This is a genomic window from Saccharothrix variisporea (assembly GCF_003634995.1).
GTDB classification, from domain to species: Bacteria; Actinomycetota; Actinomycetes; order Mycobacteriales; family Pseudonocardiaceae; genus Actinosynnema; species Actinosynnema variisporeum.
In genome coordinates this window covers 6476118-6499042 of record NZ_RBXR01000001.1, presented here as the reverse complement: position 1 = coordinate 6499042, position 22925 = coordinate 6476118, and the positions used below count along the sequence as shown (strand labels likewise).

The window sequence follows — 22925 nt, the reverse complement described above, 5'->3', positions numbered from 1 at the left end:
CAGAACCACACCCTGGGTGCTCGCAGGCCTGACGGTCCTGTCGTTCCTGCAACTCCCGGGGCGCACCACGTTCGACACCAAGCTGGACCTGGTCGTGGACCCGGCGGCGTTCCTCGGGCGCGCGCTGCACCTGTGGAACCCGATGGCCAGCGGCGGCGAGCTGCAGAACCAGGCGTACGGCTACCTGTTCCCGATGGGGCCGTTCTTCCTGCTCGGCGACCTCGCCGGGCTGCCGCCGTGGGTGACCCAGCGCCTGTGGTGCGCGCTGCTGCTGTGCCTGGCGTACGGGGGCGCGCTGCTGCTGGCGCGGGCGATGGGCGTCGGCAGCGAGCCCGCCCGGCACGTCGGCGCGCTCGCGTACGCCCTCGCCCCGCGGATGTTGACCGAGGTCGGTCCGCTGACGGCCGAGGTGCTGGCGGCGGTGATGCTGCCGTGGGTGCTGTTGCCGCTGGTCAAAGCCGACCGACTGGGCCCCAGGAGGGCAGCGGGGCTGTCCGGGTTGGCGGTGCTGGGCATGGGCGGCATCAACGGCGCGGTCGTCGTGATGGCGTTGGTGCTGCCCGGGTTGTGGCTGCTGACCCGCAGGTGGTCGTGGCCGCACGTGCGGCTCGTCCTGTGGTGGACGGCCGCCGTGGGTGCGGCGGTGTTGTGGTGGTTCCTGCCGCTGGTGCTGCTGGGCCAGTACAGCCTGCCGTTCGTGGACTACGTCGAGTCCGCCACCAACACCACCTCGCCGACGTCGCTGTTCCAGGTGCTGCGCGGTACGAACCAGTGGGTGGCGTACGTCGTGCAGGGCACGCCGTGGTGGCCGGCCGGGTTCCTGCTGGTGGACAACCCGCTCCTGATGGCCGCCACGGGCGTGCTCGCGGCCGTCGCGCTGGCCGGCCTGGCCCGCACGAGCCTGCCCGAACGGCTGTTCCTCACCCTGGGCGCGGTCACCGGTGCCACGCTCCTGACCATCGGGTACGTCGGCGCGCTGGACAGCCCGTTGTCCGAGACCGTCCGCGCCTTGCTGGACGGCCCGCTCGCGCCGCTGCGCAACGTGCACAAGCTCGAACCCGGCCTGCGCCTGCCGCTGACCTTGGCCCTCGCCCACGCGCTCACCGGCCGACTGCCCCTGCTCCGGCGCGTGCTGTCACCGACCGGGGCGAGGCAGGCCCGGGTCGTCGCCGGCGCCCTGGTGGTGCTGATCGCCGCCGCCCCGGCCTGGCTCCTGACCTTGCGGCCCGGACCGGGCTGGGACGAGATCCCGGACCACTGGCGGGAGGCCGCCGCGTGGCTGGAGCACGCCGACCCCGACTCACGCGCCCTGATCGTGCCCGGCACGGGGTTCGCCGAGTACACCTGGGGCCGACCGATCGACGAGCCGGTGCAGGCCCTCGCCCGATCACCGTGGGCGCTGCGCAGCCAGATCCCCCTGGGTTCGGAGGGCAACACCCGCCTCATGGACGCCGTGGAAGACGCGCTCGCGAACGGTCGCGGCTCCCCCGGTCTGGCCGACTTCCTGGCCCGCTCAGGACACCGTTACCTCCTCCTCCGCAACGACGTCTCCCGCACCGGAACCGACGTTCCGCCGATCGCCGTGCTGCGGACCGCGCTGGAGCGGTCACCCGGGATCAAGCGGGTGGCCGGCTTCGGCAAGGCCGAGCCGTCGCCGGCCAAGGTGGACGGCACCCTGCCCGCGCTCCCCGCGCTGGAGGTCTACGAGGTCGAACGGAACGTGCCCCGAGCGGTCGCCGTGGCGGCACCGGACGTGGCCACGGTGAGCGGCGGCCCCGAATCCCTCTTGCCCCTCCTGGACTCCGGCCTGCTCACCGCCGACCGACCGACCGTCCTCGCCGGCGACGGCGGCGCACCGGGTGCCGCGGACTGGCTGGTCACCGACGGCCTGCGCAACCGCGAGCGCAACGTGGGCCGGATGCGCGACAACCTGGGTCAGACGCTCACCGTCGACGACCAGCCCCGCCAGGTCCGCCCCGCGCTGGACGTGCTGCCGTTCGACGGCTTGGCGCACCGGACGGTCGCGGTGCACCGGGGCATCCGGGGCATCACGGCGTCCACGTCGGCAGGGTTCGCCGACTCCGTGCGCGGCTCCGACCAGTCCTCCATGCCGTTCGCGGCCGTGGACGGCGACCCGTACACCGCCTGGCAGTCGTCCACAGTGGAGGGTGCGGTCGGCCAATGGCTGGAAGTCGCCCTCGACACGCCACGCGTGGTGACCGAGGTCGGCTTGCGCATGGTGGACGACCGCCGCGTGGGTTGGCCCGTGACCCGCATCCGGATCACCACCGACGCCGGAGAGACCGAGCACGAGGTGGCCCGGGGCTCGGCCGAGCAGCGCTTCCCGGTGGCCACCGGCCTGACCGGACGGGTCCGCGTGACGGTCCTGTCCCTGGCGGCCGGCCGGACCAGCGGCAACGCCGGCATCGCGGAACTGTCCATCCCCGGCGTGGACCCCGAACGCGCACTGCGCGTGCCCTCGGACGTCACCCCGACCGCCACCCAGCGAACCGGTTTCGCCTTCACCCGCGGCGCCCAACCCAGGTTCGCCTGCCTGCGCGTGACCGAGGTCGTCCGCTGCGACGCCGGCCTGACCCGTTTCGGCGAAGAACCCTCCGGCCTGCACCGCTTGTTCCGCACCAACACCAAGACCACCTACACCGTCGAGGGCACCGTCCTCCCCGCCGGCGGCGCCACCCCACCCCTGCACCTGCCCGGCACCCAGCTCACCGGATCAACCCAACTGGCCGGCGACCCCGCCGCCGCCCCCAGCGCGGCAGTGGACGGCGACCCCACCACAACGTGGATCGCCGACCACACCGACGAGCGCCCCACCCTGCGCTTCACCTTCACCCACCCGCAGGAGCTGCACGGCCTCAAAATCACCCTCGACTCGGCGTCCGGCGCCAGCGCACCCTCCGAAGTGGACATCACCACTCCCACCGGCACCGTCCGCCGCCCGGTAGCGGACGGCGGCGCGGTCGAGTTCACCGCCACCACCGACGCCCTGGAGATCGCGGTGGTACGCCGAGAGAATTTCGACGGCCCACCCGGCATCACAGAACTGGACCTGGAAGGCATCGACCTCCCCGCGACCACGCCGGACACCCCGGTCGTCGCGGAATGCGGCCAGGGACCTCCCCTGCACGTCGACGGCGTCAAGTACGACACGTCCGTCCGGGGAACCGTGAAGGACCTGGTCGAACACCGCCCCCTACGCCTGACCACGTGCCCCGACCTAGCCGAGGGCTTGCCCCTGAACATCGGCGACCACGAGCTGCGGGCCGGCCGTTCAGCGGACTTCGTAGTGCAGGACGTGTGGCTGAAACCCTCCAACACCCCCACCACCCAGGCCAGACACCGCGAGATCGAGGTGGCGCAATGGTCGGCCGCCCAGCGCACACTCCAGGTGGACGCCGGCCCGTCCGCCGTCCTGGCCGTCCCGGAGAACGCAAACGACGGCTGGGTGGCGACGATCAACGGCAAGCCTCTGGAACGAACCCGAGTAGACGGCTGGCAACAGGCCTGGCTACTCCCCGAAACGGGCACGCCGGTGACAGTCACCCTGGATTTCGGCCCGGACAGCTCCTACCGAACGCGGCTGCTGATCGGAGCCGCAGCGGTGGTCGTGCTGGTGCTGTTGGCCTTCATCCCGGGACGGAGGCCGAGGTTCGAGGTCAGCCCGGGTGGTGACCGATGGGTCCCGTGGGCACTGGTCGGGCTCGTGGCACTGCTGGGCGGCATGGCCGGCGTGGTGGCGCTGCTGTCGTGCCTGTTCTTGCGGAGCCTGGTGCCGAACTACCGAAGAGCGGTGTCAATGGCCCTCGCCTTCGGCGGAATGCTGGTAGCGACGGCAGTCAGCGTCACCGGCCGCGCACTGGGACACGGCCAGGAGTGGGCATACGGGACAACAGCACAAGCAGCAGTACTAGTAGCCCTGGCCGCCGTGGTCTCGGCCCGCATCCGCTGGTTCGACAATGCCTCCTGACCCCGGCAAGCCCGCTCACCGCCGCGCGGAGTCCTCCCGCGCCGAAGGCGCAAAGCGAAGGGCTGGTGAGCCCACAGGAAGGGCCTCGTGCTTTCCCCGTACGGCCTGGGCGAAGCCCAACCACGTTCCGCCCGTTTTTGCAACCACGCTTCACCGGTTGCGAAAACGGGCGGAACGTGGTTGCCTCCGGCAGGCCGTGCGGGGAAAGCACGACGTCCTTCCGACCCCGGGGGCCTCCAGGCCCGCTTTTCCTCTTGAGAGCGCGCCAGCGCGTCTTCTTGAGAGCGCGCAGCGCATCCCGAAAAGCGAAGCGCTAAGAGCGAAAGCGAGAACGAGCCTCCACCACGAAGCCGGAACCCACGAGAAGAGCTGTAGCTACCACAGCCGCAGCGACCGTCTGACCGGGCGAGTCGTTGAGCCACAGCATGACCAATCCAACCTCCACAACCACCGCCAGCCACACCAGCAAGGTGGCCTTCCGATCCCGCCCGGCAATCCGCGCATACAACAACATCTGCGCCAACGCCAACAACGTCCCGGCCACGGCAAACGCCCACAACGGCAACACACTGTCCACATAAGACGGACCGCCGATCAACCGAGTCGCGGTCGAGCCGAACAACGCCGCCCCCAGCACCACCACGCTGTCCAACCCGGCGCACACCGCCAACGCGGTCCCGAGCGCTCGACCGCTCCCCTCCTCCCGGGCCAACCTGGGCAGCAACGTCACCGCGACCGCGTGCGGCAGCCAGTAAGCGATCTTGGTCAGCACCGCGCCCACCGCGTACTCACCGGACGCAGCCGCCGGCAGCACATGTCGAGCCAGCAACAAGTCCAGGTTCACCAACACCACCACGGCGAGCAAGGCCTGCCCCGCGTGCAGCACCTCCCGCACGTCGGCCGCCACGAACCGTCCGGGCCCCGGCCGCCCACACGCCAACCATCCGACCGTCGTGGACAACGCCGTCCCCAGCGCCGCACCCGCCAGAGTGCCGGCCGTGGTCCCGGTCCACGCCAGCGCGATCAGCGCACCACCCACCCGGCCCACGGCTTCCAGAGCGACCAGCGCCCCGAACAGCGCATACCGCCGATCCCCCTGGAGCAGGCCGTGCCACAAGCCGTTCAACGTCAGCGGTCCGACACAAAGAGCGAGCCACACGACCGCACCGACATCGGGCACCCGCAGCAACGGCACAGCGATCGGCACCGCCACACCAGCCACCGCCGTCACCGCGCCCGCAACAGCCAGCCCCAAACCCACCACCGGACGCCGCAAGCGATCCGGATCGGCGGCGACCTTGAGCGCCACGTGGGTCTGCAAGCCCATCGCCGGAACCGCACCCACCAGCAGCACCGCCAGCAACGCACCGAGTTCACCGAACGCGGCCGGGTTCAGGACCCGGGCCGCCACCACGGTCAGCACGTACCCCGAGGCGTTGGCGACCATCACTCCGGCGGTGACGGCGAGGGCCTGGCCCCGCACGGGCTGCCGGGTCGAGCTGACGGCCACGGCGGACCTCCGGGGTCAGCGAACGGTAAGACCTGCACTGTAACCGCGCCCAGGGCCGGTGAGAACCCTTGACACAGCGACCGATCCTCCAACCCTTGACACAGCGACCGATCCTCCAACCCTTGACACAGCGACTGATCCTCCCCGTCTGGTCCGCGGCGCTCGCCCTTCTCGTCCTGTTCCCCTTGCTGGGACGAGGTTTCGTGCTGTCCTACGACATGGTGTTCGCCCCCCACCACAGCCTTCTCCCGGACAGCCTGGGCATGGGCACCACACCCCCGCGCTCGGTACCGGCCGACGCCGTGGTGGCACTGCTCACGACCGTCCTGCCAGGCGACCTGGTGCAGAAACTCCTGCTGGCAGCGGCTTTGACGCTCGGCCCCCTCGGCGCGGGACGGCTGGTACCCACCGACTCGACCGCCACACGGTTGGTCGCGGCGACCACGTACGGCTGGACGCCCTACATCGCCGAACGCCTGTTCATGGGCCATTGGCCGTACCTGCTGGCCTACGCGTGCCTGCCGTGGATCGCGAGCGCAGGATTGGACCTCCGGACGCGGAATTCCTTGGCGCGCCTGGTCCTGTGGGCGGCACCGGCGGCGCTGACCCCGACCGGAGGACTCCTCGCCGCAGGCACCGCCCTGGCCGCGTCCGGTTGGCGAAAAGCGCACCTGGTAACACCCGCTCTCCTCGTGCTCAACCTGCCGTGGCTGGTGCCTTCCCTGCTCCGCTCGACTTCAGTCCTCTCAGCCCCGCAAGCCGTGGACCTGTTCGCCGCCAAGGGCGAGAACTGGGCCGGCGCAGTGGTAGCCGTGTTGAGCTCGGGCGGGTTCTGGAACGCCGATGTCGTACCGGCGAGCCGCACCCTCCCCCTCGTACCAGTGCTGACACTCGCCCTGGTAGCGGCAGCTCTGCTCAGCTTCCCGGTTCTGATCCGGAAAACACCCGGCCTGGTGCCCCTCGGCGTGGTGGGGCTGGTGTTCGCGTTGCTCGCCCACCTCCCTTTCGGGGAGACCGCACTGGAGTGGGCGGTCAGCACCGTCCCAGGCACAGCCCTGTTGCGGGACGCGCAGAAGTGGGTTGCGTGGTGGGCGCTCCCGCTGGCCATCGGCTTCGCACTCACGGTGGAAGCGGCGAGCCGACGCGGGTACCACCGACTGGTACCAGCGGTCGCCACCGCGTTGCCGCTCATCGCAATGCCGGACTTGGCTTGGGCCGGCTGGGGACGGCTCGACACCGTCCAATACCCGGCGGACTGGGCGGAAGTACGCGAGTTCCTGGCCGACGACCAGCGCCCCGGTGACGTGCTCGCCCTACCGCTGGGCGCGTTCCGCCGCTTCGAGTGGAACGACAACCGCACGCAACTCGACCCCGCACCCCGCGTCCTGCCGCGCACAACGGTCGTGGACGACACGGTCTACGTCGACGGAACCCCCGTACCCGGCGAGGACACCCGCCTACCAGCCATCCGCGAAGCCCTGCGCGACAACGATCTGGGCCGTACGGGCATCGGCTGGGTCCTCGTCGAGCACGGCACCCCCGGCGAGCTGCCCGACACGAGCCACCTGACCGAGGTCTTCCGCGGCCCCTGGCTGACGCTCTACCGCGTACCCGGCGACATCACCGCCGCCACCACCACCGCCCCAACCGCCACAATCGCCGGAAACCTTGCGGCGCTGGCACTTCTGGCCGGATGCCTGTTGTGGCAACGGTTACCGACCGGTAGATTGTGGTTCCACCGACGCGAGGAGTGACCCGTGGGCAAGATCGTCGCAGCAGTCGTCGTGATCCTGGCGGGCATCGCCCTGGCGACCGGCGGCACCGTGGCGCTGGTCGGCGTCGCGAACCCCGACCGGAGCATCGACCTGGACCACGCCCCGGCCGCGAACGGCGCGGGTGGCGTGGTCGACTACGGCACCACCAAGCGCTAGCGCCGGCGTGCACACCGCGACGCTGAGCCGGTCGGTCAAGCTGTTCCGCGCGTTCCGCAACGAGCAGACCGACCGGGACACGTTCTACCGCACGCTCGCGGAGGACTCGGCGAACCAGGTCGAGTCCTTCACGCCGTTGTCCGGCAAGGTCCTCCTGGACGTCGGCGGCGGCCCTGGCTACTTCTCGGCGGCCTTCCGCGCCAAGGGCGCCCGGTACGTCGGGCTGGACCCCGACGTGGGCGAGCTGTCGGCGCGCGGCACGCCGGGCCAGGACATGGTGCGTGCCAGCGGGACCAACCTCCCGGTGCGCACGGGCTCGGTGGACGTCTGCTACTCGTCCAACGTGCTGGAGCACGTCTCGCAGCCGCACGACATGCTGTCCGAGATGGTCCGCGTGACCAAGCCCGGCGGGACGGTGTTCCTGTCCTTCACGCCGTGGCTCTCGCCGTGGGGCGGCCACGAAACCTCGCCGTGGCACTACCTCGGCGGCCATTACGCCGCCCGCCGGTTCGCCGCGAAGACCGGCGCGGAACCCAAGAACCGCTTCGGCACCAGCCTGTTCGCGTTCTCCTTCGGCGCGGCCCTCGCCTGGGCCCGGCGGCGCGACGACGCCACCCTGGTCCGCGCGTTCCCCCGCTACCACCCGTCCTGGGCGAGCTGGGTCGCGCACGTCCCGGGCCTGCGCGAAGTCGCGAGCTGGAACGCCGTCCTCGTGCTGCGCAAGAACCCCTGAGGGGGGCGGCAACCGCCCCCCTCGGCGATCAAACCCCCACGGGCTGCTGCACGCGGGTCGCCGCACCGCCGCCGTTGCGCAGGTGCCGTCCGGGTCGGTCGGTCGCCAGCAACAGCAACGACACCGCGATCAGCACACCACCCACGACGTACAGCACGGTCGGCAACGTCGTGATGACGAACAGCTTGCCCAGGTTCTCCTCGGATTCCCCGACGTTCGCCGTCACGGTCTCGTCGGTCATCTTCAGCGTGCCCTCGAACACCGTGGTCGCGGGACCGGTCGCCGGGCGCAGCTCCTGCTTGACCTGCTCGCTGCCGTCGACCACCTTGCCGGTCACCGGCTCGACCCAGAACGTCCGGACCACCTCGTAGTGCAGCGCGGCCTTGACCGTGGGCACGCCGGGCTGCCCGACCAGCGACCCGGGCACCTCGCGCTCGTCGACCTTGGTGGACGGGATCTCCTGCACGAACTTGTACACCGGCAGGTCCTTGACGGTGTCCTCGCCGACGTACCGGGCGTCCCGGGCCTGCCGGACGGTCCCGTCGTACCACCGGTAGGTCTTCTTCTCCGTGCCGAACGGGAACTTGAAGCTCAGCCCCGGTTGCTGCGCCTCACCGCGGTCGGCCTTGACCCGCTTGCCGGTCTCCTTCTCGTAGTACTGGTTCTCGCACGGCGTCACCATCTCGCCGCTGTGCCGGTCCAGGCACAGGGACCGCACGCCGGCGGTCACCGTCAGACCGTCCCGGTCGGACACCAGCTTGGTCGCCTCGACCCACACGGTGACGTCGCCGTCGCGGGCGACCTCCTCCGCCTTGAGGTCGCCGGTGACCTTCCGGGTCGAGGTGAGGCTGAGGTCCCGCCGGATCTCGGGCACGGCCCGGTCGCCCTGCGGCACGTACACGAGCGCGGTGATGCGGTCGCCCTTGGCCACCGAGATGGTGTCGATGTCGTGTGGCGCCTTGGCGAGCTTCGGGTACGCGTACACGCTCAGCATCAAGCCGGCGACCACGGCGAACACCCCCAGGCCCAGCAGGGCGAAGGTGACGTAGCGACGCAACTGTCCTCCTCCAACGTTCACGGCCGACGCGGCGGCCGAGGTCTTGTTCCGGCGACGGGGTCCACCACGACCCCGTGCAGCCGTTCCGCCGCGCTCGCCGCGCGCACGGTGACGTCCCGTGCGCCCGCGGCGCGCAGCGCCACCAGCAGGTCCGCGGGCCGGCACTGCTCGACCAGCGCCCACCCGTCGCCCACGCGCGCACCCGGCCACCGCAGCACGGGCGTCGTGCCGGGAGCGAAGGTCGCCACGGTTGCCTCGGGCATTCCGGGGAGCCAGCCGCCGGTGTCCCCTCGGGACAGCAGGTCGGCGGCCAGCGCGGTGAAGCGCTCGCCCGAGTCGTCCCAGGAGAACCGGGAAGCCCAAGCACGGCAACGGTGCGCGATGTCGGCGGCGTGGGTCGGGTCCACCAGGTCCTTGAGCACGCGGTGCAGCGCCTCGGCGACGTCTTCGCCGGCGGGCACGAGCCAGCCGGTCTCGCCGTGCCGCACGGAGTCCCGCAGGCCGTCGACGTCGTGGCACAGCGTGGGCACGCCGTGCCCGGCGGCCTCCACGACCGCCAGGCCCCAGCCCTCGCCGTCCGACAACGTCACGTTGACCCAGGACTTCGCCAGCAGCGCGGACTTCTCCGCCTCGGGGACGTGCCCGTGCACCACCACGGCCCCGTCACAGCGCCGCGCCCGTTCCCGCAGCGCGCTTTCCTCCGGCCCGCCGCCGACGACGTGCAGCCGCAGCCCCGGCACGCGGGACCTCAGGGCGTCCACGGCGTCGATCAACCGGTCCACGCGCTTCTGCGGCACCAGCCGCCCGAGGCAGACCACCGTCGGCTCAGCCGCGCGACCGGGGAGGTCGTGCGGGACAGGGGAAGAGCCGTTGGGGACCACGTGGACCGCCCCGCGCCAGCGCAGCCGGGACCGCATCGCGTCCACAGTGGACGGCGAGACCGCGACCGTCGCCGCCGACCGGTAGACCCGCCGGGCCGCCGGTCCTTCCAGCCACTGGCCGATCGCGGCCAGCCACGGCGGGAAGTGCACCGTGAACTGGCCGTGGTGGACGTGGTGCAGCACCTGCACGACCCGCGTGCGCCGGCCGACCGCGAGCGGGCTGAAGAACGGGATGCCGTTCTGGCAGTCCACGACCAGGTCGATCCGCCGCCGGTGCACCAGCAGCCACAGCAACGCCCACGGGTAGACCGTCCACCGCCCACCCCGGCGCACCGTCCGGAACACACCCCGTTCAGACGCCGACTGCCCACGGTCCCGAGCGGTCAGGAAGGTGACGGACGCACCGGCCCGCACGAACGCCTCGGCGATGCGCACCGCGTAGACCTCGGCCCCGCCGGCGGCGGAATGCCCGAGGTCACGCCAGTTCACGACCACCACCCGCGCGCCGCGCATCTACGCGGCCTCCGCGACCGGCACCGGCCGCCACACCGGACGCGCCCCGCCGACCGAACCCGCGCCGTCCAGGACCGCCCGCACCCGACGCAGGTCGGTGAAGCTGCGCAGCCCGTGCCGCAGCGGGGCGAACGTGGAGCCGGGCACGTCGATCCACCGCACCGGCACCTCCTCGATCACCGCCCCAAGCCGCTGGGCCCGCGCGAGCACCTCCACGTCGAAGCTGAACCCCACCGTCCGCAACGGCTCGAACACCGCACGCGCAAGGTCGGCGGTGAAGAACTTGAAGCCGCACTGGGTGTCCCCGATGCCGGGCACGATCGGCGCCACCGCCCGGCGGAACGCCCAAGCCCCGACCTGCCGCACCACGCTGTGCCGGGCACGCACATCGGACCCCGGATGCGCTCGCGACCCGACGACGACGTCGACACCGCACCGCAACCGCCGCAGGACGTCCGGCAGCGCGTCCACCCCGGCAGCCAGATCGGCGTCGCAAAACCCCACGAACCGCCCACGCGCCGCCAACACACCCGCCCGAACCGCCGCGCCCTTGCCACGGTCCGGACAGTGCACCAGCCGCACAGGAACCGCCGGCACTTCTCGGACAACCCGCCCGGGAAGCCCCACCCGCGCGTGCTCCCGGACGACGTCCACGGTTCCATCGGTGCTCGCGTTGTCCACCACGACGATCTCCGCCGCCGAGCCGGCCAGCGTCATGGCCAACCCGAGCAGACTCGCGCCGAGTCGCCGTTCCTCGTTGTAGACGGGGACCACGACGGTCAGTTCGACGCCCAGATGGCGCATCGGCTCGCTCCTCAACGCTGAGACGCAGGTCACACCGCCCGAAAGTTACTCAACGGTAAAACCGGCGAGTCACATTGAGGATGTGATCGGGGTCACAGCGGAGTCGGCACACCTCCTGCGAGGCACGTCACAGGCCGTTCAGGCGCACCCGGCCACCTGCGAACGGTCCAACGCGACAACCAACATTGTTCCCGGGGATAAACGGCGGCCAAGCTTTGCGCACGGACGCAACAGCCACCCTCAGGACCACGACCCGCACGTCAACCACCCAACGTAGCCACACGCGCGCACCACGCGCCCTTCACCCACCGCGCCCTTCACCCACGCGCCCCCTTCACCCACCGCCCCCTCCGCCCCCTTCACCCACCGCCCCCTCCGCCCACCGCGCCCCTCGCGCCCACCGCGCCCTTCGCGCGCAGCGCGGCCCTTCGCGCGCAGCGCTCCTGTTAGCTGCCGCGCGGCACCCCTCTGCCTGGGCTTCTTGCTTGTGTCATCCCCGTATGGCCTGCCCGAAGGGCTACCACATTTTCCGGGGGTTGCAGCCAAAAGTTTTGCGAGGAACGAGCAAAAGTTTTAGCGGCAACCCCCGGAAAATGTGGTAGGCTCCGCCAGGCCATACGGGGATGGCACAAGCAAGAAGCCCCCGCCCTTTCTCTTGTGTCCATCCTTGGCGGCCTGCCCGCCGGCGAGGCTCTTTTCTCTTTTCTCTTTTCGCTTTCAAGATCTTCAAGCAGAACGCTTCGCTCTCAAGCTGAACGCGCTGGCGCGCTCTCAAGATCAAAAGCGGCTGGGGAGACCACCGATGGGGGGTGAAGGGCGTCGGTTCCCCCACCGCATGGCCTGGCGGAGCCAACCACAGATTTCCCGGGGTGCCGCTAAAACTTTTTGCTCGTTCCTCGCAAAAACTTTCGGCTGCACCCCGGAAAATCTGTGGTAGCCCTTCGGGCAGGCCATACGGTGGGGGAACCGAGGCCCTCCACTTGTAGCTGGAGCTACCGCGCGCTGCGCGCGCCCAAAAGCCGCGCTGTGCGCGTCGAAAGCCGCGCTGTGCGCGTAAAGCCGGCGTAGCGCGCGTCGAAAGCTGTGTTGCGCCGTGGCGTCAGGGTTCCAGGCGGACGCTTTCCACGGCCAGGTACAGCTCGGAGATGCCGCGTGGATCGGTCAAATCCCGGCCGGTCAGCTCCTGCACCCGCCGGATGCGGTAGCGCACGGTGTTGGGGTGGACGAACAGGCGCTCGGCCGCGTCCCGCGCCGAACCGTGCTCGGCGAACCACACCTGCATGGTGCGCAACAGTGGCTCGCGTTCGGCTTCCGGCAACGCCAGCAGGTCCTTGAGCACTTCCTTGGCCAGCTCCCGGGCCAGCTTGGGCGCGCCGGCCACCATCGTGGTCACCGGTCGGTCGCCGAAGCCCACGGCCCCGGTCTCCCCCGGCGCCAGGCACGCCCGTGCGATCCTGGCCCGTCGCAGTGCTGCCGGCAGGAGGCGCAGGCCGGCCACGACCGGGCTCACCCCCACCGGGAAGCCGGCGGTGTCCAGGGCCTGGCGCAGGGCGCGCAGGTCGGCCGACCGCTCGACCGGCACGATCCCGACCTCGCCCTCCGACGTGCGCCGCCACACCGCCCGTGACCTGGGGTCCACCAGGCCAGACAGGCCACGGTCGTCGTCCGCCCTGGGCTCGGCGTAGGCGACCACGAACGGGCCGGCCGGGGGCAGCCTCAGGACGCGGGCGGCGTCCTCGAACTCCTCGGGGCGGGTGAAGCGGCCGTCCAGCAGGCCGTCGATCAGGGCCAGGCGGGCCTTGCTGTCGTAGCGGGCCGAGTCGGTGGCGACCTCGGTGTAGGCCTCGGCGATGACGTCGGAGAACGAGTCGATGATGTGCCACACGGTCGCGCTGGCCGACAGGAGTTGCTCCGGGGTGAGTTGGCGCGGTCCCACGGCCTGTTCGATCATGCCCTCGTAGGCGAACGTGCCCGCGATCCGGAACGCGCGCAGCGCCGCCGAGATCGGGATGCCCAGGCGGGCCTGGGCGCGGCCGGTCTTGCGGGCGGTCTCCACGTCCACCTCGCGGGCCTCCAGGAACGCGCGGAAGGCCCGTCCCAGGTTGACCTCGCAGACCTTGCGCAGCTCGTGCGGCGAGCTGTGCTCCAGCCTCCGGTAGAACTCCTCCTTCTCGCTCAGCAGGCGGGCCAGCTCGTCCGCGAGCTGGGGCAGCCGGCCAAGCTGACCGCGCACGATCTCGTTCAGCTCGGGTGGCAGCGGCGACATCGTCGACGTCGTGGCGACCATCCCGACACCATAACGCCGCCCGTGCCCGGCGCAGACCCTTGAAGTTTCACGGATACGGCGTGACCTGCCCCTCTGGACCGATCCGATCCTGTTACCGCAAGTAATAGGCAAGCCGCGCGCGGTCCGATGTGGACGGTCTTCCGGGCGCGCTCCCGGAGGTGGGCTATCGTGGTCGCGTTCACATTGCCGGCGCAATCTCCGATCAGGAACGCGATGCAGTGACCCAGCACCGCCAGTCCCGCGCCGAGAAGGCCGCCCGGACCCGCGCCGACCTGTTGGACGCGGCGGCCCGGGTGTTCGCGCGCAAGGGGTACTCCGGCGCGTCCGTGGGCGACATCGCCGAGGAGGCCGGGTACACGCACGGCGCGGTCTACTCGCAGTTCCGGAACAAGCAGGACCTGTTCTTCGCGCTCTACGAGCAGACCACGACCAAGCGGGCCGAGGCGCTGGCCCAGGTCTTCCTCGCCGCCGAGGGCACGCTGCGGGAACGGATGAAGGTCGTCACGGACTGGTCCATGGTCGACCTGAAGGCGAACCCGGACTGGTTCCTGCTGCACATGGAGTTCCTCTTCGCCGCCGCGCGCGACCCGGAGGTGCGGGCGCGGTTCTCCGAGGGCGGGCGGACGATCCGGAACATGATGGGCGCGTTGATCCAGCACGAGGTGGACAGCGGGACGCTCAAGTCCGACATGACCGCGACCGACATGGCGATGGGCATGAACGGCCTGTTCCTCGGGCTGGCGCTGCAGGAAGTGATCGAGCCGGGGGTCGTGCGGGCCGGGCTCTACGGGGACATCGTGAGCCTGATCATGGACGCGATGTCACCGGACGCTCAGGGCTGACGGGCTCGGGGTCTGGGCGGGCTCGGGGCCTGGGCGGGCTCGAGGCCTGGGCGGGCTCAGGGTTGGCGGGCCGCCGCTACCGGGTCGAGGCCGGGGCCTTCCGGTAGTCGGGCCACCAGGGTCGCGGGCAGGCGGACCGGCTTGGCGGTCGCGTACCCCAGGACGCCGAGGACGTCCGGTGTCGCCAGCGGGTAGCGGCGGCCCAGGTCCGTCACGACCGTGAGCGTCCCGGCGGGCGCACCCGGCGCGGGCATCGCCTCGACCACGGCGGCCCAACCCGGCGGCACGTGCACCCGGTCCGCGAGCGGGGTGCCCTTGGGGTCACGGCGTGCGGTGGCGGTCATCGGGTCCGCTTGCGGCAGCACGGGGTCGACGCGCAGCCGAGGGGTCGGGTCGTCCGGTTCGAAGGTGGCGCAGACCGTGGTCTCCCGGTCACGCAACGGCATGAACTCCGGTCGCGAGGTGGGCGCGTCGGCGGTGGAGGGCTCCAGCTTGCGGGCCGACGCCGCCAGGGCCGGGGCCAGCGGCACGGCTTTCGGTTCGGCACCGGGGTAGGCGGCCAGCACGGGGGCGTAGGCGCGCTGGACGTCGTACTGCAGCTCGGTGATCGGCTGCAACGCGTCGCGGCCGGCCAGGTAGTGCTGCGTCCCGCCGCCGGACGTCCGGACCACCAGCAGCGTGCCGACCCGCAGGTCCGCGCGGCCGGGCACGGCGGTCGACGGCTCGCCCGCGCCGGGCACCGCGACCGGACCGATGGCCGCGCCCTCGGGCAGCACGTCGAGCCACGCCCGGCCGACCCGCGCCCACGGCTGCGCGCTCAACGCCAACCCGGTGCCCACGGCGGGGTAGTCGTCGATGCGGTGCCGCTTCCCGCGCCACACCAGGAACCGCTCGCCGGTCGGCGCGAGCTCCGCCAGCAGCGCCCGGTCGCCCGGGTCGCCGCCGCCGTCCGGCGCGGCACCGACCAGCAGGACGGACTCCTCGATCCGGGATCCGGCCGCGTCCCCGGCGGGCACCGAGCACAGCGACCACGACCCGGTCAGCAGGCGGTCCGGTCCGGGCAGCGCGTCGGGGGCGTCGGCGATGCCCAGGCGGGGACCGCGCGGCACGCCGACCAGCGAGTCGCGCGACACCCGTTCCGTGGTGCCGTGGCTGCCGACGAGCAGCAGCGCGGAGGCGTAGTTGGCGACCGGGTGCAGGCGGCCGTCCAGGTAGACGTACCGGGTGCCGGTCTCCTTCTCGACGATCACGGCGTCGTCCTTGCGCCACGCGTTGTTGCCGCCCGGCACGATCATCCCGTACACGCCGACGCACGCCAGCGCCACGATCGCCAGCGCGATGCCCGCGAACGTCGCCCCGACCGGACGCCGGAACGGCGGCTGCTCGGGGTCGGTCTCCCCGGTGACGAGCGCGGACGTGGCCCGCTGCACCAGGAACTGGTAGGCCTGCAACTGGTCCCGTTTGGACGCCACTTCAGCCCCCCAGCCCGCGCACGTACCCGAACAGGCCCAGCACCGAGCACACCAACGGCACCACGGCCACCACCACGAGGATCTCGGCGTACTCGGCGAACCGACCGACGTACGGGTTGGGCGCGCGGGTGCTGAACACCATCCCGGCGGCGACCACCCCGGCCGCCACCACGAGCAGGACCGGCGCCGCCTTGTCGGACCACGGCCCCACCGCCAGGCACGCGGCCCCGGTCACCCCGGCGGCCAGCAGCGGAACCCGGTGCCGCAGCACGGGGTACAGCCGGGCGCGCAGCAGGAGACCCGCCGCCACCACGCCCGACAGCACCAGCGCGGAGGTGTCGTCGCTGCGCACCAACACGATCTCGCAGCCCGCGACCACCAGCGCCGACCCGCCCACCATCCCGGTGAGCAGCGCGTCGGCCCGCACGACCGCCAGGTGCACCAGGGGCAGCGGCGGTTGGGGGTCGTCGCGGACCAGGTCGGCCGTCGTGCGCGGCAGCACGGGCATCGGCACCCGTCCCAGCCGCAGCGCCAGCGGCGCGAACCCCGGCGACAGCGCGAGCACACCGCCCGCGACCACCGCCGCCGACTCGTGCGACACCCACCCGCCGGTGCCCAACCACCCCGCCACCACGCACCACACGCCCACGGTGACCGCACCCGCCCACAACGCCGGCGCGGCCGTCACCCCCAGGTGGGCCGCCAGGGCGAACAACAGCAGCGCGGCACCCGCGAGCAGCAGGTGCCCGGCGGCCAGACCGGTCAACGGCCGACCACCCGCGAGCAGCAGACCACCGCCCGCGACCGCGAACGGCAGCGCGACGGCCGCGACCACGGCACCGGCGGCGGCGTCACCGACCGCACGGGCCAGCACGACCCCGACGACCACGAGCAGGGCAGCCGCGCCCAGCGACCACAGCGCGGGCGTCGTCCAGGGCGGTCCGGCGCGCAGGACCGGCACCAGCACGAGCAGCACCGCGACCGCTCCGACCGCCAGGCCCGCGCGGCGGGTGTGCCGGGGACCCCAGGCGCGGTCGCGGCCCGAGCCGGTGGCGATCGCGTCGACGAGGTCGTCGTACTCCAGTTCGGGCCACTCCAGGCGGCGCGGCGCGAGGTGCAGGACCTCGCCGTCGCGGATCCGGTGCGCGGCCAGCGTGCGGTCGGGGTCGAAGGCCGTCCCGTCGGCGCGGCGCAGCACCCAACCGCCGTCCGCCACACCGTCGTCGGCGAGCCCTTCGCCCGCCCGCGCGAGCAGTCCGGGCAGCACCTCGGCGACCGCCGCGTGTTCGGGCAACGCCAGGTCGATCCGCCGGCGCGGAGCCGCGACGGTGACCCTGACCAGGCCGGTAGTCTGCATGGGTCGAAGCTTCGCGCCGCCGTGCGCGGCGCGGGTGGGCAAGGCATGAAGCGGCCACCGTCCCTCGGCCGCTGGGGTGGGTTCCTACGCTCTGTACGTGTCGTGGACTAGGGGTGTGGGCTCGTGGAGACGGTGATCGCGCCGAGGCTGCTCGCGTCCGGTCCGGTGGCGAGCGTCTACGCGGCCACGCTCGCCGACACCGGGGCCGAGGTCGCGGTGAAGGTCTACGCCGAGCGCTTCGACCGCGACACCACCGAATGGCTCGACCGCGAGCGGCGTGCCCTAGCCTCGGCCGCGGTCCCGCAGGTGCTGCCGGTGGACGGGATCGTGGAGCTGCCGGACGGGCGGTCGGGCGTGCGGATGCGCCTGTGCCACGGGTCCCTGGCGGATCTGCTGTCCTCTGCAGTCGGTTCGCCCGGCGTGCGGGACGCCCTGGGGGTCGGGTTGGCGATCGCCCGCGCCCTGGCGGCGGCGCACTCGGTCGGCGTCGTGCACGGCGGGATCACGCCGCACAACGTGCTGTGGCACGGGTCCGGCGAGTTCGTGGTGTCGGACTTCGGGCTGTCGCTGCGCGAACGGTTCCCGCGCGACCCCACGCACGCCTTGGAGTTCACCGCGCCGGAAACCCTGCGCGACGACTCGCGCACCACCGCCTCCGACCTCTACGGCCTGGGCGCGGTCCTCCACACGATGCTGACCGGCGCACCGCCCTTCCCGCGCCGGACCGGCGAGCCGCCGAGCGAACGCATCCTGCGGGTGCTGCGCGAACAGGTGCCGCCCGTGCGCGGCGAGGGGGTGCCGCACGAGCTGGCCGACGCGGTGAACCGGCTGCTGGCCAAGGACCCGGCCGCCCGACCGCCCGACGCCGGCGAGTTGGCCCGCCTCTTCGAAGACCTGCTGACCACGCCCCACCACCCGACCTTCGCCGGCCCACCACCCGTTCCGTCCTTTGTGGACGCTCCCCGGCCGCCCGGCCGCACGCTCGTGCACACCACCGACAACACCGCGGCCCCCAAGCGCACCGCTCGAGCCTGGCGCACCCCCGCGCTGATCGGCGCCGGCCTGGTGGTCGCCTCTCTGGTCGCCGTCCCGCTGCTCCTCCCGGACGACGAGCCCGCCAAGATCCCCGTCGCCGCCACGACCACGCCGAAACCCACGACCAGCACCGAACCGGCACAGGTCACGCTCGTCCTGGACCCGCCGGCCGACCAGGGCGACCACGTCGAGCTGACCTGGCAGGCCGACCGGGAGTTGGACTTCACAGTCGTCGTGGCGGGCGAGGGCATCCAGAACATGTTCCTGGTCGCGCATCGCCAGCACAGCCTGCGCGTGCCCGTCGACCCCGGCCGCCGCTACTGCTTCCAGGTCCGCGGCACCGACAGCCGGGCCGTCTACACCAGCGAACCGGTCCCGGTGCGCGGCGCGCGCTGCACGCTCTGACCGAACAGCGGACGCGGGTCCAACGCCGCCCGCAGCCGGGCGCCGCGCGGCCGGGCGGCCAGCACCTCCCGCACCAGCCGCTCCTCCTCCCACGCCTTGCGCACGGACCCGTCGCCGACCGGGACGCCCGACCACAGCACCATGTCCAGCACGCGCCCCAGCCGCGTGATCGGTCCCGCCGTCGCCTCGCCCGCCGCCGACGCCAGGTCGCGCGGGGTCATGCCGACCCGGAACGGCACGCCGTGCGCCCGCAGCCGGTCGCACACCTCCGCCCACGCCGCCACCACGCCGTCCGCCCCGGCCCGCCGCCGACGCCGCCGCGCCCGCACGGCCTTCGCCAGCGGCACCCCCACCAGCCAGCACAGCCCGAGCGCGAGCACCACCGCCCCGACCACCAGCGCGGCGTGCCCGGCGTCGAACGCCGTGGCGGGCACGTCCGCGGGCTTGCGCGGCTGCTCCGGCGGGCGCAGTTCGTCCTCGGTCGGCAACTGCGCGCGGGCCTGGCCGGCGGCCTTCGCCAAGCCGGTGGTCGCCCCGGGTTCGGCCGCCGCGCCGGCCGCGGCGGACGGGGTCGGGTCGAGCGGCACCCAGCCGACGCCGGTCACGGCGACCTCCGGCCACGCCAGGACGTCCTTGTTCCGCACCACGTACGAGCCGTCCGACGCGCGCTCCCCGCCCCGGTACCCGACGACCAGCCGGGCCGGGATGCCGTTCATCCGCGCCAGCACCACGTACGCGGCGGCGAACTGCTCGCTGGTGCCGCGCTTGGTGTCGGTGAGGAACCGGCGCAGCTGCGGCCACCCGTGCCCGGTCGGGAGGTCTTCGCCGCTCGCGACCCGGTAGTTCGTGGCGAGGAACCGTTCGAGCTGCAACGCGGACTGGAACGTCGGCCGCAGCCCGCGCACGGCCTCCTGCGCCAACTGCCCGATCTCCGGCGGCACCGCGCCCACGCCGCCGAGGCCACCGTCCGCCCCAGGGTCCACGGTGCCCGCGCCCAGGGCCTCGCCGTCCACGCCGGGTTCGGACCACGTCAGCGTGTAGCGGCGGTCGGTGGTGGACCCGTCGAGCAGCAGCGTGCCGGCGGACTCGTCCACCAGCGGCGCCAGGCCGTCCACGACCAGCGGGGTGCTCTGGGACGGCAGCCACGGCCCGGTGAGCCCCTGGACGGTCACCTCGGCGGTGCGGGTGCCGGTGCCGTCGCGGCGCGCGCCCAGGCGGCGCAGGTCGGGGTCGGCGGTCCAGTTCACGCCGTCGAAGCCGGCCAGCACGACCAGGCTCCACCGGTCGACCCGACCGTCGGCCCGGTACCGGAACACCTCGCGGTCGCCGTCCGCCAACCGCTGCGCCACCTCGGTGAGCGGGTTGCCCACCCGGTTCTGCCGCAGGGCGACCGCATCCCCCTTCAGCCGCACGGGTTCGCGCGCCACCGGGAACCCGCCCAGTGCCACCGCGCCCACCGCCGCCGCGACCAGCAGCACCGCCGCCCGCCGGCCGGTGGAGAGCGTGGCCCGCCCGCGGTGCCGGACCAGCACCAGGCCGGCGGGCACCGCGAACGCCACCCCCGCGCCGACCGCGGCGAGCCCGCTCACCGGTTCGTACAGCTGCGACAACCCGGCCACCAAGAGCACCGGCACGAGCGCCGCACCCGGAACCCGTGACCGCAGCAGGATTTCCGTCCCCAGCACCACCGCGAGCAGTACCGCCAGCGGCACGAACAGCAGCAGCTCCGGCTCCGGCCGCGCGGGCCAGGTGGATTGCAACGTCAGCAACCAGCCTTCGGTCGCCCCGCGCCACAACAGGGCCGGCGAAGCACCGGTCGGCGGGATCAGCCCCAGCAAGCCCGACAACAGCACCAAAAGGGGGCGCACCGGCACCAGCCAGGGCCACCGGAAGCACACCTCAACGGCCACGAACGCCGTCACGAGCACAACGAACACGGGCAGCAGCAAGGGAAGCAGCCCGAACACGGGCGCGAACAACAACCCCGCCACCCCGGCGGCACCCAGCAGCCCGAGCACCCCGACCCGACCCACGGTCACCCCACCAGGGCGTTCCACGACGCCACCGCCTCCGCCGCCGTCCCCGCCGTGACCACCCCGGCCGCCGCACCCCGCGGCACCCCCAACCGGATCACCGCGTCGGGCCGCCACCGCGCCACCGGCCCCAGGTCCGCGACCGGCCCGGTCACCACGACCACCGCGCCACCGGGCCGCACCGCCGCCGACCGCACCAGCGGCGCATCGGCGGGCGCGTCCTGCGCCACCACGCACAACCGGTCCAGCAACGCCCGTGCCGCCCGCAACCCGCTCTCCACCGACCACTCCGCCCCGCACGTCACCAGCCCGCACTGCTGCCCCGCCGCCGCGGCCGCCGACACCAGCGACGCGGCCACCTCCACCGCCTCCTCGAAGGCGTCGGCGGACAGCGACGACGGCCGCGTGTCCAGCACCACCGTGCACCGCGTCCGCGCCGGGTCCACGTACTCGCGCACCATCAGCCGCCCGGTCCGCGCCGACGCCTTCCAGTGCAGGTGCCGCACCTCGTCACCGGGCACGTACTCGCGCACCCGCCGCAGGTCCGCCGACCCCCGCAGCGGCGGGTCGGTCACCGGGCCGTCGTAGTGGTGCCGGGGGTGCGCCACGCGCGGCGGGCGGGCCGCGTGGACGCGCGGGTGCACCCACAGCTCCGTCGCGCCACCCACCGCCGGGTGGCCGCGCACCAGGTCGAACGGGTCGAACCGGTGCACGTGGAACGGCCCGACCCGCAGCAGCCCGCGCACCGCCGTCGGCACCTCGTAGTGGTAGGTCGCCTCCGCGCCGGGCAGCAGCGGCCGGACCCGGATCTCCCGGGTCGCCCCGCCCACCCGGTCGCCGCCGGTGAACCCGCCCTGCCGGCGTGGCGTCGGGTTGCGCACGACGACCGTGGCCAGCGCGGGCGTGCCGCGCTCGACCCGCTCCGGGTGCACGGTCCGGGTCACCTCGACCTTGGGCCGCACCATCGCCGTGGCCACGGCCGCGAGCAGCCCGCCGACCGCAACCCCTGCCAGTGCGCGGAAGAACGCGTGCCCGGCGAGGGTGCCGAGTGCGAAGAACCCGACCGCCGCCACCAGGACGACGACGCCCCGGCGGGTGAGCCGCACGGCCTCAGCCCCCGACCGCGGCCGTGGGCGCGGCGGTGTCGGCCAGCAGCTCGGACACGACCTGCTCGGGCAGCCGCCGGCTCAGCTCCGCGTCCGGGGTGAGCACGAGCCGGTGGCACATCACCGCGTGCGCCACGTCCTTCACGTCGTCGGGCACCACGTAGTCCCGGCCGTGCGTGGCGGCCAAAGCCTGCGCCGCCCGGATCAGGGCCACGCTGCCGCGCGGGCTCACGCCGAACCGCACCGCCGGGTGGTGGCGGCTCGCCGTGGCCAGGCGCACCGCGTAGGACACGATCTCCCGCGCCACCCGGCACCGCCGCACCTCGGCGATGACCTCTTGAAGCCCGGCGAGGTCCAGCACCGGCCGCAGGTCGTCCGGGCTCACCCCGGCCCGGTCGCCGAGCACCACCATCACCTCGGCGTCGTGGTCGGGGTAGCCCACCGACAGCCGCATCAGGAACCGGTCGAGCTGCGCCTCGGGCAGCCGGTAGGTGCCCTCCATCTCGATCGGGTTCTGCGTGGCCACCACCAGGAACGGGCGCGGCACGTCGTGGCGGACGGAGTCGACGGTGACCCGGCACTCCTCCATGACCTCCAGCAGCGCCGCCTGCGTCTTGGGCGTGCCCCGGTTGATCTCGTCGGCCAGCACCACGTTGGCGAAGATCCCGCCGGGGTGGAACCGGAACCCCTCCTCGCCCTGGTGGTAGACCATGACGCCGGTGATGTCGCCGGGCAGCAGGTCCGGGGTGAACTGGATGCGCTGCCACGAGCCGCCGATGCTGCCTGCGAGGCAGCGCGCCAGGGTCGTCTTGCCGACGCCCGGCACGTCCTCCAGCAGCAGGTGCCCCTCGGCGAACAGCGCCGCCACGGCCAGGCGCACGACCTCGGGCTTGCCGCGCACGACCAGTTGCACGTTGCGCGCGATCAGGTCGAACGCGGTGCCTGGGGTGGGTGTCATCCTTCGCCTTTCT

General features: G+C 72.8%; 16 protein-coding genes. 6 read left to right on the top strand and 10 right to left on the bottom strand.

All coding sequences use genetic code 11. The annotated features are described in order from the left end of the window. Nucleotides 1-16: 16 nt before the first annotated feature. A complete protein-coding gene (locus DFJ66_RS29560; protein WP_246029953.1) occupies nt 17-3988 on the top strand; it encodes an alpha-(1->3)-arabinofuranosyltransferase in 3972 nt (1323 codons plus the stop codon). Nucleotides 3989-4301: 313 nt separating this feature from the next. On the opposite strand, the gene DFJ66_RS29555 is transcribed toward DFJ66_RS29560, so the two are convergent. Continuing rightward, nucleotides 4302-5498 carry a lipopolysaccharide biosynthesis protein gene (locus tag DFJ66_RS29555; protein ID WP_121225896.1) on the bottom strand — a complete coding sequence of 399 codons (1197 nt, stop codon included), beginning with the start codon at nt 5496-5498 and terminating at the stop codon, nt 4302-4304. 122 nt (nt 5499-5620) lie between these two features. On the opposite strand from DFJ66_RS29555, the gene DFJ66_RS29550 reads away from it, so the two are divergent. From DFJ66_RS29550 to DFJ66_RS29545, 3 genes are read left to right on the top strand one after another with little or no spacing between them, the layout of a single operon-like run. After that, nucleotides 5621-7252, top strand: coding sequence for an MmpA family trehalose lipid delivery protein (locus tag DFJ66_RS29550; protein ID WP_121225894.1), 1632 nt, complete (start codon nt 5621-5623; stop codon nt 7250-7252). A gap of 3 nt (nt 7253-7255) precedes the next feature. After that, nucleotides 7256-7429: a hypothetical protein gene (locus DFJ66_RS43040; protein ID WP_170199729.1), complete on the top strand. Its 174-nt coding sequence runs from the start codon at nt 7256-7258 to the stop codon at nt 7427-7429. 7 nt (nt 7430-7436) lie between these two features. Further along, nucleotides 7437-8162: a class I SAM-dependent methyltransferase gene (locus tag DFJ66_RS29545; protein WP_121225891.1), complete on the top strand. Its 726-nt coding sequence runs from the start codon at nt 7437-7439 to the stop codon at nt 8160-8162. 28 nt (nt 8163-8190) lie between these two features. On the opposite strand, the gene pgfA is transcribed toward DFJ66_RS29545, so the two are convergent. The 4 genes from pgfA to DFJ66_RS29525 all read right to left on the bottom strand — a co-directional run bounded on the left by pgfA (nt 8191) and on the right by DFJ66_RS29525 (nt 13704). After that, nucleotides 8191-9219 carry a cell envelope lipid trafficking protein PgfA gene (gene pgfA, locus DFJ66_RS29540; protein WP_121225889.1) on the bottom strand — a complete coding sequence of 343 codons (1029 nt, stop codon included), beginning with the start codon at nt 9217-9219 and terminating at the stop codon, nt 8191-8193. 17 nt (nt 9220-9236) lie between these two features. Beyond that, on the bottom strand, nt 9237-10613 hold the full coding sequence (locus DFJ66_RS29535; protein WP_121225887.1) for a glycosyltransferase family 4 protein: 1377 nt from the start codon (nt 10611-10613) through the stop codon (nt 9237-9239). Then, entirely contained in the window at nt 10614-11417 is an 804-nt protein-coding gene (locus DFJ66_RS29530) for a dolichyl-phosphate beta-glucosyltransferase (RefSeq protein WP_121225885.1), read from the bottom strand. It abuts the gene before it with no gap. A gap of 1099 nt (nt 11418-12516) precedes the next feature. After that, complete coding sequence (locus DFJ66_RS29525; RefSeq protein WP_246029952.1) at nt 12517-13704, bottom strand: PucR family transcriptional regulator; 1188 nt, start codon at nt 13702-13704, stop codon at nt 12517-12519. Nucleotides 13705-13922: 218 nt separating this feature from the next. Between DFJ66_RS29525 and DFJ66_RS29520 the strand changes: the two genes are divergently transcribed. After that, nucleotides 13923-14546, top strand: a complete 624-nt coding sequence (locus tag DFJ66_RS29520) for a TetR/AcrR family transcriptional regulator (RefSeq protein ID WP_170199728.1) — start codon at nt 13923-13925, stop codon at nt 14544-14546. A gap of 56 nt (nt 14547-14602) precedes the next feature. Here the strand turns inward: DFJ66_RS29520 and eccB are convergent, their stop codons facing one another. Continuing rightward, entirely contained in the window at nt 14603-16018 is a 1416-nt protein-coding gene (eccB, locus tag DFJ66_RS29515; protein ID WP_121225880.1) for a type VII secretion protein EccB, read from the bottom strand. 1 nt (nt 16019) lies between these two features. Continuing rightward, complete coding sequence (gene eccD / locus DFJ66_RS29510; RefSeq protein ID WP_121225878.1) at nt 16020-17375, bottom strand: type VII secretion integral membrane protein EccD; 1356 nt, start codon at nt 17373-17375, stop codon at nt 16020-16022. 123 nt (nt 17376-17498) lie between these two features. Here eccD and DFJ66_RS29505 point away from each other — a divergent pair, with 123 nt between their 5' ends. Further along, the gene (locus DFJ66_RS29505; RefSeq protein WP_121225876.1) at nt 17499-18815 is read left to right on the top strand and encodes a serine/threonine protein kinase; all 1317 of its coding nucleotides are present in this window, start codon (nt 17499-17501) and stop codon (nt 18813-18815) included. Here DFJ66_RS29505 and DFJ66_RS29500 read toward each other — a convergent pair. From DFJ66_RS29500 to DFJ66_RS29490, 3 genes are read right to left on the bottom strand one after another with little or no spacing between them, the layout of a single operon-like run. Continuing rightward, on the bottom strand, nt 18767-20872 hold the full coding sequence (locus tag DFJ66_RS29500) for a transglutaminase TgpA family protein (protein WP_121225874.1): 2106 nt from the start codon (nt 20870-20872) through the stop codon (nt 18767-18769). The two genes, DFJ66_RS29505 and DFJ66_RS29500, sit on opposite strands and share 49 nt — an antisense overlap. Next, entirely contained in the window at nt 20851-21954 is a 1104-nt protein-coding gene (locus DFJ66_RS29495) for a DUF58 domain-containing protein (RefSeq protein ID WP_121225872.1), read from the bottom strand. Before DFJ66_RS29495 ends, DFJ66_RS29500 begins: the two co-directional genes overlap by 22 nt. Nucleotides 21955-21958: 4 nt before the next feature. Continuing rightward, complete coding sequence (locus DFJ66_RS29490; RefSeq protein WP_121225870.1) at nt 21959-22912, bottom strand: AAA family ATPase; 954 nt, start codon at nt 22910-22912, stop codon at nt 21959-21961. Between the last annotated feature and the right edge of the window lie 13 nt (nt 22913-22925).

What these genes read in the sequence shown, in the direction of transcription:
- DFJ66_RS29535 (WP_121225887.1), bottom strand. Translation starts at nt 10,613, where the DNA reads ATGCGCGGCGCGCGGGTGGTGGTCGTGAACTGGCGTGACCTCGGGCAT.
- eccD (WP_121225878.1), bottom strand. Translation starts at nt 17,375, where the DNA reads ATGCAGACTACCGGCCTGGTCAGGGTCACCGTCGCGGCTCCGCGCCGG.
- DFJ66_RS29490 (WP_121225870.1), bottom strand. Translation starts at nt 22,912, where the DNA reads ATGACACCCACCCCAGGCACCGCGTTCGACCTGATCGCGCGCAACGTG.
- DFJ66_RS29530 (WP_121225885.1), bottom strand. Translation starts at nt 11,417, where the DNA reads ATGCGCCATCTGGGCGTCGAACTGACCGTCGTGGTCCCCGTCTACAAC.
- DFJ66_RS29525 (WP_246029952.1), bottom strand. Translation starts at nt 13,704, where the DNA reads ATGGTCGCCACGACGTCGACGATGTCGCCGCTGCCACCCGAGCTGAAC.